Raw genomic sequence first — 15,812 nt, 5'->3', positions numbered from 1 at the left:
TTTCTTCTAATCCGGTATTCTTCAATTATCGCCTGTCATGATTTATCTGAAACAAACCCTTTTTCTCGGTCTGGCGGCCCCACTTGTCGTAGCCTGTCAGCAAAAAATGAATGACGAATCCGCCGTGCGAACCAATTTCTTCGATAAGTCGGGAATGGATACAACGGTGTTGCCCGGTAATGATTTTTACACCTATGCCAATGGCAACTGGTTAAAAAAAACCAAAATTCCCGATGATCAAGTTTCCTGGGGATCGTTTGCGCAACTCTCCGAAGACAATCAGCTAAAAACGAAAACCATTCTGGAAGAAGTGGCCAAAGCGGGTGCCGAAGCGGCTCCCTCCAGAGCGGGCAGTATTGAGCAGCAGATTGGTGATTTTTATGCCAGCGGCATGGATAGCGCTGCCATTGATAAACTTGGTTTCGAACCTGTAAAAGCAGAACTGGCGAAAATTGCTGGTCTGAAAGACTATAAACAAGTCATGACTTATCTGGCTGTTGACAAAAGTAATCCGGGTGGGAAATTTATCAATATTTATGTAGGAGCTGATGACCGACAAAGTACCATTAACCGAATCAATTTTTGGCAGGCGGGTTTGTCATTGCCCGAAAAAGGCTACTACACCCGCACCGACGAGGCCACCAAAAAGATTCGGGCAGATTTCGTTGCCTACATCACGAAGCTGTTCGTGCTGACCGGCGTCGACTCCACCCTGGCCAGAACCAAAGCGCAGACTATTCTGGCTTTCGAGACAAATCTGGCTAAATCTCATAAGGCACCTGCTGATCTGCGCGATCCGGTGGCTAATTACAACAAATTTGCGGTGAGCACCTTGACTAAACAAATGCCAGCACTGAATTGGCGTCGTCTGCTCGATAGCATGGGTTTGGTGAAAGTAGATACGGTGTTGATGGCTCAACCTGCTTATTATCAGGACTTTGATAAGTTGCTGACCACCACACCTATCGAATTACTGAAAGATCGACTCGCCTTCGACTGTCTGGATTACAATGCGAGTCTGCTCAGCCATGAATTTGAGCAGGCCTATTTTGATTTCAACGACAAAGCACTTCAGGGACAGCCAAAACAGAGTGAACGCTGGAAACGCATGGCCAATCGTGTCGACCGTTCCTTAGGTGAGGCTTTGGGGCAATTGTGGATCAAAAAATATTTTCCGGCCGAAGCCAAAGAGCGGATGCTAACGCTGGTCGATAACCTGCAAAAAGTGTATCGAGTCCGAATCGAAAAACTCGACTGGATGGCTCCCGAAACGAAAAAAGTGGCACTGACAAAACTGGATCGGTTCCTGAAGAAAATCGGCTATCCTGACAAATGGAAAGATTATTCCGATGTGGTGGTAAAACGGGATGATTATTACGGCAATGTACAACGTGCCCGTGCGCATATGTTTCGGGAAGGTTTTGCCAAAGTTAATCAACCCGTCGACCGCATGGAGTGGGGTATGACCCCACCCACGGTCAATGCCTATGCTAATGCCACGAATAACGAAATCGTTTTCCCGGCGGGCATCCTGCAATTCCCCTTCTTTGACAAAGACGCCGATGATGCCATCAATTATGGGAGTATTGGCGTCGTGATCGGCCACGAAATGACGCACCTGTTTGATGATCAGGGGCGCCAATATGACGCCAACGGAAACCTGCGTGACTGGTGGACCAAGCAGGACGTCGAACGATTCAGTAAAAAAACACAGGTTGTTGTGAATCAATACAATACCTTCACTGTACTGGATAATCTCCAAGTAAATGGTCGATTGACTTTAGGCGAAAATCTGGCTGATCTGGGTGGTATCACCCTGGCTTATCAGGCGTTTAAACTGACCAAGCAGGGCCAGGGGACCGACAAGATCGATGGATTTACACCCGATCAACGTTTTTTTCTGGGTCATGCCCAGGTTTGGCGCAGTAAAGTGCGGGATGAGTCGGCCCGCGTATGGATTACCATTGACCCTCATTCGCCCGATAAATTCCGAGTCAACGGCCCGTTGGCCAATTTCGAGCCGTTTTATCGGGCTTTTGACGTAAAGCCGGGTCAGAAACTATATAAGCCAGAAGTGGATCAGGCGAAGGTCTGGTAAAAGCAGAAGTTGTTGCATGACATAACTGGGGCGGTAGTTAATCCTGGCAGAGGTTAACTACCGCCCCAGCCACCAGGAGGGTAAATCAACCCGCCCATCAGGCTGACTCAAACGAACTATTTTTTGACTCAAAACTGCCAGTTTGTTTAGAAGAGAAAGGAGACTTTTGATATGTCCAACGCGCCAAACTGCTGACGCTCTGGACATTCCGTAAACTCACCCTTAAACTTCCAAACCATGAAAACGCTCGTTTGCCCTGCCGCCCGTCATTTGTTCATTGCTTTGTGCTTAGGCGCTGGTTTCCTTTCTATAGTGGCCTGCCAGTCAACTACTATTGTGCCTGTTTCCCGACCAGAACTCGTTCACTTAGCGCCAAAGGTCCATGCAGTGGATTCCCTGGTTCACGAGTTGCCCCGACCAGGTGTGTTGCTGATCGACTCAATTACCATCGATCCACAGCCCCGTCCCCAGCATACTACCTATTAAGTCCCTGGTCAGCTAAACCGTTACAACTGATTATACTTTTTTACTAACTATTAGGTAAGAAACTGCTTGATAATCAGTATCTATTAAATCAGTTACTAAATAATTGATTGTGCAACTTATTTATCAACAAACTTCTGACTATCATTAAATTATCTCTTGAATTCCTGACCAACTCAGTTATTTTTGTTGAGCTAACTACTCCACAAAACAGGCTTACCCTGCATGAAGACCAAAATTCTACTGGCCGATGATGAAAGTGACCTTGACGATCTCTTCAAACAACAATTCCGACGTCAGATTCATAATCATACCTATGAATTTATCTTTGTTCGCGATGGTCTGGAAGCCTTAACCGTTCTGGAGCAACAGCCCGATATTGATGTGGTCCTCAGTGACATCAATATGCCAGGGATGGACGGACTAACCTTGCTGGCCAAACTGTCGGAAATTAACCCCATTATCCGTACTGTGATCGTCACGGCCTATGGGGATATGAGTAATATTCGAACGGCCATGAACCGGGGAGCCTTCGACTTTATCACCAAACCTATCAACTTTAAGGATCTGGAGATAACCCTCGACAAAACAATTCGGTCGGCCAATCAGCTTCGGGAAACGGTTGAAATAAAGGCAGTTGACGAGATGAAAACTCGTTTTTTTACCAATATCACACACGAACTCCGTACGCCCCTTACCTTAATTGTATCGCCAGTCGATAACCTGCTGGAGACCCCTAATTTACCAACTACTTTCCAGAACCAGTTGTCGACTGTGCAGCGTAATGCCCGGCAATTGCTGCGGCTGATTAATCAGTTGCTGGACATCAACAAACTGGAAGCCCAGCAAATGGATCTGGTCAATGAAGTTGGTGACCTAACCGGCTTTGTGGGCCAAATCGTAGACCTGTTTCGTCCATCGACTACCATCAAGCAACTGGCACTGACCTACGAAACCAATTTGCCACCCGGAAATTACCTGTTCGATGCTGGCAAATGGGAGAAGATTCTCTATAATTTACTGTCGAATGCCATCAAGTTTACAGAAACAGGCAGCATCAATGTCCGCCTAACGCATACCTCAAGGATGGCTCAACTAGCCGTCAGTGATACTGGGATTGGTATTGCCGCTGACAAGCTGCCGCATATTTTCAACCGATTCTATCAGGTCGATCCGTCCCGTAGCCGCGCTTACGAAGGAACCGGCATTGGTCTGGCGCTGGTACATGAATTAACGACCAGGCTGGGCGGAACAATTACCGTTCAAAGCCAAACACAGGAAATCGGCGGACAGTCGGGAACCCATTTTTTGCTGGAAATCCCTCTTCAGCAGGCAGATGCGGTTGTTCCGCAGAAAATAGAGTCCCGATTAACGGTTGATGTACCCCTATTGCCCGCTGAATTGACTTACCCGACTACGGAAACGCAATCTGACAACACACCGCTGGTGCTGGTAGTAGAAGACAATGCAGAACTCCGGGAATTTATCGTGGCCGAATTAGCCACTACCTATCGAATTCGCTCTGCCGCCAATGGCTACGAAGGCTGGGTTGTAGCCAAAGAAGAATTACCCGATGTGATCATCTCGGATTTGATGATGCCTCGTCTGGATGGCTATGAACTTATCAGTCAGCTAAAAGCCGATCCCGCCACCGATCATATTGCGGTCATCCTGCTAACGGCCAGCGTTGAAGCCGACAGTCGACTGAAGGGGCTATCTCAGGGTGCGGATGAGTATTTGACCAAGCCGTTTCACCTGGGCGAGTTGCGCCTAAGGCTGCGCAATTTGTTGACCCGTCAGGATAAGTTACGGGAAGAATATCGTCAGCAATTTACTAAGCCTGATCAATCAACTCCGTTGGAAACCATTCAGGATCAGTTCTTACGTCGGCTGTATCACTTGCTGGATGATCACCTGGACGATTCGTCGCTGAGTGTGGAGTGGCTAGCCGATCAATTGGCGGTAAGCCGCAAAACGCTTTATCGCAAAGTACAGACGCTGATGCAACTGTCGCCCAATGATCTCATTCGCCAATATCGGCTTCGTAAAGCCATCGACCTATTACGGGCTGGTCATAATGCCTCCGAAACGGCCTATATGGTTGGCTTTGAATCGCCGTCGTATTTTACGAGGGTCTTCAAAGAGTTTTACAACCAAACGCCCACCGATTATATTCGGCAGTAGCTACCAAAGGCGAATGATTCTGGATCGACCCAAATTTAGCCGCTGTTTTCATGGTTCACGAAGTTAGATCATGCTTAACTTAATGTCCAGTCATATGTAGCAGGACCAATGAGCAAAGTGATGATAAATTCGGTCCCTTGGCCCTCAGCACTGTATACCGTCAATGTACCCCCATGTCCTTTGGTAATGATGTCATAGCTCAAACTCAACCCCAATCCCGTGCCCTCACCGGTAGGTTTGGTGGTAAAAAATGGCTGAAAAATCTTCGCTTTAACCGTCTCAGATATCCCCGTTCCATTGTCCTTCACCCGAATCACTACGTTGTCCTTAACCTGGCTTGTGCTTACGGTAACCATAGGCTGGTAATCTGAACCATTCATTTTCCGGGATCGTTCGCCGATGGCATAAAACGCGTTATTGTACAGATTCAACAGCACTCGCCCAATTTCCTGAGGAGCTACGTTTACGGGTTCCAGCGTTGGATCAAACTTGGTCACTAACTCACAGTTGAAGCTTTGGTTTTTAGCCCTCAGGCCATGATAAGCAATCTTGAGATATTCATCGGCCAGCGCATTTAGATCGGTCGGTCGTTTCTCGCCCGATTCGGTGCGGCTATGTTCGAGCATGCCTTTGACGATGCTGCTAGCCCGACCACCATGATGGTTGATCTTTTGGAGGTTACTGGTGAGATCTCCCAGGATTTCTTCAGCATAATCTTTCTCCGATTCAGGGAGTTTCTGGAACGGCCCTTCCTTGAGTTCATCAATGAGTTCAGTACTTACCTCGGAGAAGTTGTTGACAAAGTTTAACGGGTTTTGAATCTCGTGGGCAATGCCTGCGGTCAGTTCGCCCAAACTGGCTAATTTTTCTTTCTGGATGAGTTGGGCCTGCGTGGCATGAAGGTCTGTGAGGGATTGTTCGAGATGGTCGCGCTGGGTTTCGATCTCTTCCTTTTGTTGCCGCACTTCCTGATTGAGCATCTGCAACTGTTCATTCGTCTTTTGCTTCAGCCGATCATTTCGGTAAAACACTCCCGCCAGCAATAATAAGACGGCTACTATACCTAGCAAACCGTAGATTTTGACCCGACTTTCAAACCGACTTTTCTCCTCCTCCAGCAATTGAGTCCGTTGCTGCTCGTCAATCAACGTCGACTGAATCTGGTTAACTTTCTGCTGGCTGAACAGGCTGTCCCGAACCGCCACCATGATGCTCTGATATTTATAGGCACTGTCTGGCCGACCTAGTGCCTGGTAGTATTTAGTCAGTAGACGACTAGAGAATATTGCGAAAATTTGCTACCGTTTGGCCAGCCTGCAAGCCCGCTTTAGCCATCAGAATGCTGGAATCAGGCTGGTTCTGTTTCCATAAAAACTCACTGTACCACCGATAGACATAGCCCAATCCCCGTAGGAATTGCTGGGCTTTGGCCATCTGAATACTTTGGCGAAAATAGGCATTGGCTTTAGTGGGGTTGTAATCACCTTCCAGTCGACCCAAATAATTGAGATAAACGGAAAATTGTTTTATGGCCGGATCTTCTTTAGCCGCTAGGGTTAAATAATAGCGGGCCGAATCAGGTTGATGAAGTAACCAGTAAGCTCCCCCCAATTCTGTACTTAACCCAGCTTGGTTCTGCTTATCATTGTCTTCAACGGCCAAAGTTTTAGCCCGTTTATAATAAACGATCGCCTGTCGATAATTCTCTAAATAGATCTGTAATATGCCGAGTTGTACGTAGGTGAAACTTATATGTACCCGATCGTTGGCTTGCTGAGCCTGCTGGAGAACCTCTAAACGAAGGCGCATACTTTTAGGAATATCCCGTTCGGCGAAAAGATAGGCTAACCAGCCTTTGCCTTCCATTTCTCCTTTCTGATGGTTTGTTTTACGGGCCAGTTGAAGCCCCTGACGCGTGTACCAAAACGCGGAATCGGGAGTTTGGAAGGACTGATACTTCGCTAGTTCATACAGTAGCCACATACGAGCGGTGTCGGCTTTCGCCTTACCAAGCTCACGCTGGAGACTGTCAAGGATGTGTTCAGCTGATTGAGCAGGAGCCAGTAATGGAGCAACTATTAACAGCAGGATATAAGCGTAGTTTTTCATAGAGTTTAGGCGGTTAGGTAGTGGGTAGTATGATGACAAACTCAGTGCCTGACCCTCCTGTACTTTCCACAGTGAGCGTACCGCCATGCCCTTTTGTGATAATGTCATAACTCAGTGAAAGGCCTAATCCTGTGCCTTCACCCGTAGGTTTGGTGGTAAAAAATGGCTGAAAAATCTTCGCTTTGACCGACTCGGAGATACCCGTGCCATTGTCCTTCACCCGGATTTCCACGCCCGATTCTTTACGTTGCGTACGGACTTCAACCTTGGGCTGATAATTGGCATCACTACGTTGGTGAGCCCGCTCATGCACCGCATAAAACGCATTATTGTACAGATTCAGCAGCACCCGTCCAATCTCCTGAGGGGCAACTTCCATTGGCTTCAGGGTGGAATCAAAATCAGTGACTAATTCGCAGTTGAAGGACTTGTCCTTAGCCTTTAGACCGTGATAAGCAATCTTGAGGTATTCATCGGCTAAGGCATTGAGGTCAGTAGATCGTCTTTCGCCCGATTCAGTGCGGCTGTGCTCCAACATCCCTTTGACAATGCTGCTAGCTCGACCGCCGTGATGCATTATCTTCTTGAGGTTTTGCTTTAAATCAGTCAGCAATTCTGCTTCAAGCTCGGTATCCCGTTCCGGTTTACTTTGCTCTTCTTCTAATTCTGTGACCAATTCGGTGCTCACTTCCGAGAAGTTATTGACAAAGTTCAAGGGGTTCTGGATTTCGTGGGCAATACCCGCTGTTAACTCGCCCAGGCTAGCCAGCTTTTCTTTCTGGATGAGTTGGGTCTGGGAGGCCTTTAGCTCGGCGGTGCGGGCTTCCACCTGCTGTTCAAGTCGCTCGTTTTGAGTGGCCAGTAATTGTTGCTTCTCCTGCTCCTGGGCAATCGTTTTTTTAGATAGATTATCTAATTCAAGCAGCTGCTTACGAAGCGTCTTATTAATAGCAGCCCGTTCCTGAGCTAGCAGTAATGAAATAGCCAAAGACAGCCCCAGGAAACTAATACTAAACAAATAGGTTACATTTTGCGCCAAAAAGCCACTAACAAACGGTAGAAATACGCTAACCGTCCAGGCAATAAAAACAAATAAGGTAATACTGTGGACGAGCGTAAATAATTTGGCCCCCGGTTGCTTTCGCTTAACAGCCAGAAGTCCAACTCGTAGGATCTCAGAAAAAGGTATAATAAAGGCTGGAATGAATTGAGCCAGAAATCCGTAAAGAGGGCCGAGTAACAAACCCATTGGAATCGACGAAAAGGTGATGGTAACAGTCAGCCCAAAAAACCAATTTCTTGATTTCCCAAAGTACTCATAAATGCCTAGCAGGTAGAAAAACGAAGAAACGGCAATGGCTATGATAAAGAGTATATAGGAAAAGTAAAAAACTAATAGGAAGTTGTTGATACCAAATAACTTGAATAGGTAATCCGACGCGGACGAGGCTCCATCTAAGAGGTGAACGATGCTCTGGGTGGCAAGAAACAATCCTAACAAAAGAGCAGTCCGCTGTTCAGTGGAAGTCGCATAAAGGAGTAGTTGCAAAAGGCCTAAAGCCAGAAATACGCCAAAAAGAATAAATTCTACGACGACGAATGTATTCTGCTTTGTTTCGAGTGCTTCGGCTACTGCGGACGTCTTCAGATTTAATCTGAAAAAGGATAAAGGAAATCTATTTTTAATCAGTTGTTCTCTAGTAAAAGCATATCGAACTGCGATCACTTGTACTGCACTGGTATCTAAGCTGATAGGTTGATTATATGGATAAACACTGCCTATTTCCAAGCGCTTTTCAGCGCTTATTTTTCCCGCTCTGAATATGAGTTTACCGTTCAAAAACAATTCGGACGCTCCAACCTGTTGGATGTCCAAGCTAACCATCTTTCCCCGTAATGCAGGAGATACGCTCAAGTGAACTCGGAGCCAACCAATGCTTTGCTGAGGCAATTGATCCAATAGGTTAATGTCCTTTATAGGACTGATTGTATCCCAGCGCGAATCATCAAAATCTGGTTTGGCCCAGCTCTGATTATCGCCCAAATGCCATTTCCAATTTTTATCCAGCCTCACACCGTCTGCGGGTAAACTGTCGATGTGAAAAGCAGACTGGCTAAAAACTGGTAGGCTAACCAGGCACAGCCAAACAAAAAGTGGAGTCAGTTTCATGGTGTACTGATTAAACCTTTGTGGGTAAGGTGATGACGAATTCGGTTCCCTGGCCTGGTAGACTTTCGACCGTGAGGATTCCCCCATGCCCTTTAGTGACAATATCATAGCTCAAACTCAGCCCCAAGCCCGTACCCTCCCCCGTGGGCTTAGTGGTGAAGAAAGGCTGAAAAATCTTGGCTTTGACCGACTCAGGGATGCCCGTACCGTTGTCCTTCACCCGGATCTCCACCCCTGATTCACTACGTTGGGTACGGACGCTAACAGCAGGTTGGTAATCGGCCGGGGCCGTTTTCTGTTTTTCATAAACAGCATAAAAGGCATTATTGTAGAGATTCAACAACACCCGACCGATTTCCTGAGATACTACGTCTACTGGCCCCAGACTGGGATCAAAGTCGGTTACCAACTCGCAGATAAAATCCTTGTCTTTTGCCCTCAAACCGTGATAAGCAATCTTGAGGTATTCATCGGCGAGGGCATTTAGGTTCGTGGGCTGCTTGTCGCCCGATTCAGTTCGGGAGTGTTCGAGCATGCCCTTGACAATACTGCTGGCCCGACCACCGTGATGATGGATCTTTTGGAGGTTGCTGGTGAGGTCATCGGCAATGGCCATCACTTCGTCGGTGTTACCTGCCTGAGCTTCCTCCTTTAGTTCTTCAATGAGTTCGGCTGACACCTCTGAGAAGTTATTGACAAAGTTGAGCGGGTTCTGAATTTCGTGGGCGATGCCTGCTGTCAGTTCGCCCAAGCTGGCCAGTTTCTCTTTTTGAATGAGTTGGGCTTGCGAAGCTTTGAGTTCGGCAGTGCGGACTTCGACCTGATGCTCGAGTCGCTGGTTTTGGGTCGCTAAGAGTTCGTTTTTCTCCTGCGTTACCTGCACGACGGCGGTTGCCTGAACGCGAACTTCGGTCAATATTTCCCGATACCGCAGAACGATGTAAACCAAAAAGGCCAGTGGTTCGGAAATGGCGGCCCCCGTCTGCGGTAACTCGTCATCGAATGAGAACAGACCAACTATTACACTGGCATAGACTATATAAAAAAAGAAGCTAAGGATAGTGCCTACAACCGTAGCCCATTGGACACCCCGTACATTTTTCCAAGAGCTCCCCAACAACCATACAGCTACGAAAGCAAGTAGAATATTGGACACCGAGCCTCCCATGTTATCTCTGGTATAAACCGTCCAGCCACCGCCGATTACGGAAATGAACATAACAAGACTACTGAACCAGACAGATAAAGGCCGTCCCAGAATGTGCGATAACGTAATGACAGAGAAAGCGGCAACCAGGTAAAAAAGAAACCAGGAAAGATAAAATGTGATAAACTGAATCTCAAAACGAACGTTAAACAGTTCAATAAATAGACATAGATAAGAGAGCGAGTAGAGCGTTCCTGAGATAGTTAATAACCGGAATATGTTTTTTTCGTGGATGCTCTGAGCCGGAATTAACCGGGACAAGGCCGTCATTAGCAACGGGATAATCAGCCAGATGGTAAAATAAATTGCATCCGCTTTAATTTCATTCTGAATATTCGCTGCCGCTTGAGGGCCTACTAGAAAGATTTGTTCCGAAGATTTCAGTCTGGTCGATAACAGTGGCGAGACATGACCCACCCAATGAATCGCTAATAGATGCTCGCGTTGGGGGATTAGTTGAACCGAAAAAGGAGGATCAAATCCCCTCTTCCATGAGCCAGTGTTATAATCCTGGTAGGGTTTTCCCAAGGCACCTGTGCTACCCAATGAAGTCAGCAAGTAACCGTCCAGATACAAATCAGCCGCCGACCAGCCGAATTTTTTCAGACTCAACGGCAGGTTGCTAAATGACGAATCCAGTCTGATTCGAAGCCGAAACCATCCCTCGAGCCGCCCAGTTGAGTCAGCATCTTTTATAGATAACGTACTGGGATTGCGTTTTAACCAATTAGATGTGTTTAGATTAGGCCTTGCCCAAGCTGGATTGTGCCCTGCTTTATAGAACCAGCCCGTTGTCATAGCAAGGTCTATTAGCTGATCAGGCATCATCCCCTTATTCAACACCAACGTAGTGTCCTGAGCCAGCGAGCGATTAAAGAAGAAAAACAGGAGCAAACAGCCAATCAAATGCGTTTTCATGGTAGGCAATTTAAACAGGTAATGTGATCACAAATTCCGTCCCTTCGCCTTTCTTGCTCATTACCGTCAGTGTCCCGTTATGTCCTTTGGTGATAATGTCATAGCTCAACGAGAGGCCCAGTCCCGTCCCCTCACCTGTGGGCTTGGTCGTGAAGAAAGGCTGAAAGATCTTGGCTTTCACCGACTCAGGGATGCCCGTACCGTTGTCCTTCACGCGGATTTCTACACCCAATTCACTACGTTGGGTACTGACGTCAATTCTAGGCTGATACGTCATTCCCTGCCCCTTGCACCGAGCCCCCTGCTCATGCACCGCATAGAACGCATTGTTGTACAGATTCAACAAGACTCGCCCAATTTCCTGAGGAGCTACGTTTACAGGTTCTGGCGTTGGATCAAAATTAGTGACCAACTCACAGTTGAAGCTTTGGTTTTTAGCTCTCAAACCGTGATACGCAATCTTGAGATATTCATCAGCCAGCGCATTCAAATCGGTCGGTCGTTTCTCGCCCGATTCGGTGCGGCTATGTTCGAGCATGCCTTTGACAATGCTGCTAGCCCGACCACCGTGATGATGGATCTTTTGGAGGTTCTGACGAATATCCCCCGCAATGGCTTTGGCCTCGTCGGTGTCGCCTTTGTCGAGCTCGTCTTCCAACTCGTCAATCAGTTCAGTGGAAACCTCCGAGAAGTTGTTGACGAAGTTCAGGGGATTCTGAATCTCGTGGGCGATACCTGCGGTCAGTTCGCCAAGACTGGCGAGTTTTTCTTTTTGAATCAGTTGGGCCTGGGAGGCTTTCAACTCAGTGGTTCGCGCTTCGACCTGCTGTTCAAGTCGCTCATTCTGATCGGCCAGCAAGGCTCGTTTCTCTTCGGTGACCAGCACCACCGCAGCGGCATTGATCTGCACTTCCGCTAACGTTTCCTTAAACCGTAGCACCAGATAAACCAGAAACGACAAGGGAAGTGACAGTAGTAGACCCGATTGGAGAATATACGCAACGAGAACATTCGAGAATACTATAGAGTTGGTTTTGGTCAGTGTAACGACCGATACGAATGCGGCAAATAAAACACTGAAACCTAACCCCACGACAATGGCCCATTGCGCCCCTTTCAGCCGTTTCCACGAAATAATGATCACATAAATAAAAACCAATTGCAGACAGATACAGCCAGCAGAAAATAGAACAGCTTTTGAGTCAAAATAAATATCTAGAATACCTAATCCAAGCGAAGCCACGACACTTACCCTGAGCCATTTATTGGGGATACCATACCCAAATATCCGGAGAAAGGCCATCATACATAAGCTAAGAATCAGCCATTGAGCTAGCATAGAGATAGCGTACGTGACATATAAAAAAGTAAAAGAAATGGCTACTAGATTACTAAAACCACATAGTGTCATGATGACAAGCAACGTCTCCACAATGGCCCAAAGTCGGATAATGTTTTTTTCCGGCAACTGTTGAATCGACAAGAACCAGAACAACAGGGCTAACAGAAGCGATACGGTTAGCCAGAGTGTTAAAAAACCGGCATTTAATCTTGTTGCCTTAATGAAGCGATCAGCCATCTGTTGAGGCCTGCATAGGAGTAGAATAGTATGGATATTATTGAAGACTTCTGATTTAAGTTTTTTAGGTGCAAAAGGCAGAAGGGGAGCGACATAATCGACCATATGCATGGCGATCAGGTAGTCTTTGCCGGCCTCTAATTGAACAGGCAGGGGAGAGTTAAAATAAGAATAAGACCTATATTCGGCATAGGGTTTACCGCGAGCTCCTGTACTGCCAAACTCGGCCACGAGTTTCCCATTGATATACACCTCGCTGGCGGCCCAACCTTCACTAGCTAGCCCCAGAGGCAGCAGATTGAAGGTCGAGTCAATCCGAAGACGGCGTCGGAACCAGCCTTCGGCTTTACCATTGGCGTCGGCATCCTGAGCCGAAAACGAGTCCGGCGCTTTTTTCGTCCAGTCCGAGGTGTTCAGTTCCGTACTGGCCCAGGCCGGATTATGACCGGGTTTATAGACCCATCCTAAATGGCCTATGTTAACATTGTCACCAAGGTTAAGGGCATTGGGCCCAAAGCGCTTATTAGTCAGCACGATGATCGTGTCCTGTGCCAGGGCAGCGCGAATTGTCGGGCAGAAGAACAGACAAATCAGAATAAGTCGAAGCATGGAATGAAGAGGAAGTTCAATACGATATTCGATCAAAACATATACGTTTTACGCAGGACGGTCAAATTACTACGTGGTCCCTGTTCGGGAATAACCCAGGCGGGCATAGGGGTTTTTATTAACCCGGCGGGCAGGCCGATCGACTGGTCGTAGAGGAGGAGTCGGAGTGGACTGCCAGCCCGAAGCTCAAGGGTAAGCTGGATGGTTTTGCTGACAGGGAGTCCCATAAACAGCAAATCATAGGCTGGCCCCTGGGCAGTCTGTTCCGCTTTGAGGGGCAGCGGTTGCCCGTTGATCTGGGCCGTTCGCAGGTCGGTAGCGGTTGGCACAAACAAGCCCATTTCCAGATGAGCCGCTCCCCGCACCGACCGTAATTCCAGCGTTAAATGCCGGGTCGAATCCGTCGTTTTGTCCGACAAGACCGTGGCTATTGGCGTGGCTACGTCGATAAGCGGTGCCGGATTTTTCAGGTATTCATTCCGGCTATTGCGGTGCCCATTGGGATACATTTCCGTTAACTTGCCGTACGATGGGGTTGGAAAGAACTGTTTCGACCAGTCATTCGGCGTTTTGAAATAGTAAGATGCCCAGAATGCCTGTCGGGTGTCGGTGTTCTGATAGTACGATAACTGGTTGTTCAACGGATGGCTGGCACTCGGCTGCTCCCGATCAATGGCAATCAGCATCAACCCGATACTCAGCACCAGTAAGGCAATGGGTAACGTAGCTAGTTTACGCCAGCGCAATCCCGGCTCAATCAGCAGCCACAGGGGCAGTAGCAGAAGTAAGGCTAGACCCAGTAACACCACTGGAGCAACGGGTAATTGAAGATCGAAGATAACCGCCAACGATTGTATCAGGGGCAACAGCATAAATAGCGTGGGTAAGGCACCTGCCACTAGCCAACCGGCAACCATCCATGAATGGGTAGTGGGGACATCAGCCCCTGCCACTACGTTGCGGCTTTGCCACAGCACTATCCCCACTCCTGCTAATACGCCCAGCAACGGAAACAGGACAATATAGGTAGCTGCAGGTAGCAACAGGAAAGCAGCCCAGGTCAGTCCATAAACGAGCACAAACCCGCCCGCCACCAGCGACAGGGGACGTAGCCAGCGGAGAGCCAGCCCGATCAGTCCGCCAAACGCACCGACCGTCAGCAGGGCAAACGCCCCACTAAAGAGGGCCGAACTATAGGTGCCGTTGAAAAAGTGCCAGTAGGGTATGCCTTTTTGAACCAGCATATTTACGCCCCAACACAACCCACTCAGTAGGCCAAGCAGTACTAATTGTAGGACTAAACTTGCCAGAACCTGCCCAATCGTCAGTTTGTGTTGCTGATAGCCCAGCCATAGCACGGCCCCAACCGCGAGTGTCAGCAGTCCCATCCACAGGATGTCAAGGCTCATCGGGTAATGGATTAACCAAAAGCCCGCGCCATTGAAAAATACCCGGTCGGGAGCCTTTACCGCATTGAGGGGTCCGTTAGCAAAGTGGCGGGTTAACGCGAGTAAGTTCTCGCCATGATGCTGTAAGCTATTCTGGTTCAGATTCTGGGGCGAATCGGTGAGTTTGTGGTAGTTGGCAAATCCATCGGCAATCGCCGAGTTTAGCCCGGCATAACCACTTTCCCGTAAGGGGGTAAAATCGGTGCTATTGGGTAATAGCTTATACACTTCATAGGCAAGGGAACTGGCTAACGGGTACGGAGCTGCCTTCGCCAGTTGCTCCACTAACCAGCCGTTTTCTGAACTAAGTTCGAACGTGGAACTGGGGCCACTGTTTCCGCGTGCTTCGAGGTTCAGCACCAGTTCCACATCTTTCGCCCAGGGGTGTTTCAGAAACGCTTTGGCTCCAAACAAACCATATTCCTCGCCATCGGTCAGCAGCACAATCACGTCATGTTGCAACGGCCCACTCTGGCGGATTGCGCGCACCGTTTCCAAAATAGCCGCTACACCCGCACCGTCGTCAGCAGCAGCCAGGGTGTTGGGTTGCGAATCGTAATGAGCCAGCAGCAGGACTGCCTTACCCGCTTGTGTGCCTTTCAGTCGAGCCATGATGTTATAGACGTAGGCACCTTCGGTCACGGCGGAAAACATTCCTGCGTAACCCGACTGTATCGTTGGCTCGATGTAGGTAGCCTCCTGCACCTGCGGCTCAAGTCCCAGACCGCGCAGCGCATCGAGCAGGTACGTTCGCACACGGGCATGACCGGGCGTACCCATGGCGTGGGGCTCCTGAGCAATATGTTCCAGTGGTTGCATGGCCCGCCCTGCTGAAAATTCGGTGATCGGAGCTGAAGCGGGTTTCGCCTGGGGCGGGTTCGTGAGATAAATACTCCAGGTGGCAAGGGCCAGCAGGACCAGGAGTAACAGGAGCGACAAGCGTCGGGTAGGAATCGGGAGAAAATCAGGAATAGGAGGTCTCATGGTGGTCAAGTAGGGAGTACAAC

General features: G+C 48.4%; 9 protein-coding genes. 3 read left to right on the top strand and 6 right to left on the bottom strand.

Annotated elements, in window-relative coordinates; genetic code table 11:
• Window positions 1–37 precede the first annotated feature (37 nt).
• The 3 genes from GO755_RS38160 (at window position 38) to GO755_RS38150 (ending at window position 4,765) form a co-directional block, all read left to right on the top strand.
• Entirely contained in the window at window positions 38–2,098 is a 2,061-nt protein-coding gene (locus tag GO755_RS38160; protein WP_157590700.1) for a M13 family metallopeptidase, read from the top strand.
• A gap of 237 nt (window positions 2,099–2,335) precedes the next feature.
• Window positions 2,336–2,584: a hypothetical protein gene (locus GO755_RS38155; RefSeq protein WP_157590699.1), complete on the top strand. Its 249-nt coding sequence runs from the start codon at window positions 2,336–2,338 to the stop codon at window positions 2,582–2,584.
• Between the two features lie 222 nt (window positions 2,585–2,806).
• On the top strand, window positions 2,807–4,765 hold the full coding sequence (locus GO755_RS38150) for a response regulator (protein WP_157590698.1): 1,959 nt from the start codon (window positions 2,807–2,809) through the stop codon (window positions 4,763–4,765).
• A gap of 74 nt (window positions 4,766–4,839) precedes the next feature.
• On the opposite strand, the gene GO755_RS38145 is transcribed toward GO755_RS38150, so the two are convergent.
• The 6 genes from GO755_RS38145 to GO755_RS38120 all read right to left on the bottom strand — a co-directional run bounded on the left by GO755_RS38145 (window position 4,840) and on the right by GO755_RS38120 (window position 15,789).
• Entirely contained in the window at window positions 4,840–5,973 is a 1,134-nt protein-coding gene (locus GO755_RS38145; RefSeq protein ID WP_157590697.1) for a sensor histidine kinase, read from the bottom strand.
• Between the two features lie 67 nt (window positions 5,974–6,040).
• Window positions 6,041–6,874: a hypothetical protein gene (locus GO755_RS38140; RefSeq protein WP_157590696.1), complete on the bottom strand. Its 834-nt coding sequence runs from the start codon at window positions 6,872–6,874 to the stop codon at window positions 6,041–6,043.
• Window positions 6,875–6,887: 13 nt separating this feature from the next.
• Window positions 6,888–9,044, bottom strand: coding sequence for an ATP-binding protein (locus tag GO755_RS38135; RefSeq protein WP_157590695.1), 2,157 nt, complete (start codon window positions 9,042–9,044; stop codon window positions 6,888–6,890).
• 10 nt (window positions 9,045–9,054) lie between these two features.
• The gene (locus GO755_RS38130) at window positions 9,055–11,169 is read right to left on the bottom strand and encodes an ATP-binding protein (protein ID WP_157590694.1); all 2,115 of its coding nucleotides are present in this window, start codon (window positions 11,167–11,169) and stop codon (window positions 9,055–9,057) included.
• 10 nt (window positions 11,170–11,179) lie between these two features.
• The gene (locus GO755_RS42090) at window positions 11,180–13,357 is read right to left on the bottom strand and encodes a sensor histidine kinase (protein ID WP_198175051.1); all 2,178 of its coding nucleotides are present in this window, start codon (window positions 13,355–13,357) and stop codon (window positions 11,180–11,182) included.
• 32 nt (window positions 13,358–13,389) lie between these two features.
• Complete coding sequence (locus GO755_RS38120) at window positions 13,390–15,789, bottom strand: M28 family peptidase (protein ID WP_157590693.1); 2,400 nt, start codon at window positions 15,787–15,789, stop codon at window positions 13,390–13,392.
• Window positions 15,790–15,812: the final 23 nt, after the last annotated feature.

The sequence above is a fragment of the Spirosoma arboris genome (genome assembly GCF_009754945.1).
GTDB classification, from domain to species: Bacteria; Bacteroidota; Bacteroidia; order Cytophagales; family Spirosomataceae; genus Spirosoma; species Spirosoma arboris.
Note: the sequence above shows the minus strand (reverse complement) of the source record. Positions and strands in the feature narration are given on the sequence as shown.

Bases quoted from the DNA above. Each gene is read 5' to 3' on its own strand.
- GO755_RS38160 (WP_157590700.1), top strand. From the start codon at position 38: ATGATTTATCTGAAACAAACCCTTTTTCTCGGTCTGGCGGCCCCACTT.
- GO755_RS38155 (WP_157590699.1), top strand. From the start codon at position 2,336: ATGAAAACGCTCGTTTGCCCTGCCGCCCGTCATTTGTTCATTGCTTTG.
- GO755_RS38150 (WP_157590698.1), top strand. From the start codon at position 2,807: ATGAAGACCAAAATTCTACTGGCCGATGATGAAAGTGACCTTGACGAT.
- GO755_RS38145 (WP_157590697.1), bottom strand. From the start codon at position 5,973: ATGGTGGCGGTTCGGGACAGCCTGTTCAGCCAGCAGAAAGTTAACCAG.
- GO755_RS38140 (WP_157590696.1), bottom strand. From the start codon at position 6,874: ATGAAAAACTACGCTTATATCCTGCTGTTAATAGTTGCTCCATTACTG.
- GO755_RS38135 (WP_157590695.1), bottom strand. From the start codon at position 9,044: ATGAAACTGACTCCACTTTTTGTTTGGCTGTGCCTGGTTAGCCTACCA.
- GO755_RS38130 (WP_157590694.1), bottom strand. From the start codon at position 11,169: ATGAAAACGCATTTGATTGGCTGTTTGCTCCTGTTTTTCTTCTTTAAT.
- GO755_RS42090 (WP_198175051.1), bottom strand. From the start codon at position 13,357: ATGCTTCGACTTATTCTGATTTGTCTGTTCTTCTGCCCGACAATTCGC.
- GO755_RS38120 (WP_157590693.1), bottom strand. From the start codon at position 15,789: ATGAGACCTCCTATTCCTGATTTTCTCCCGATTCCTACCCGACGCTTG.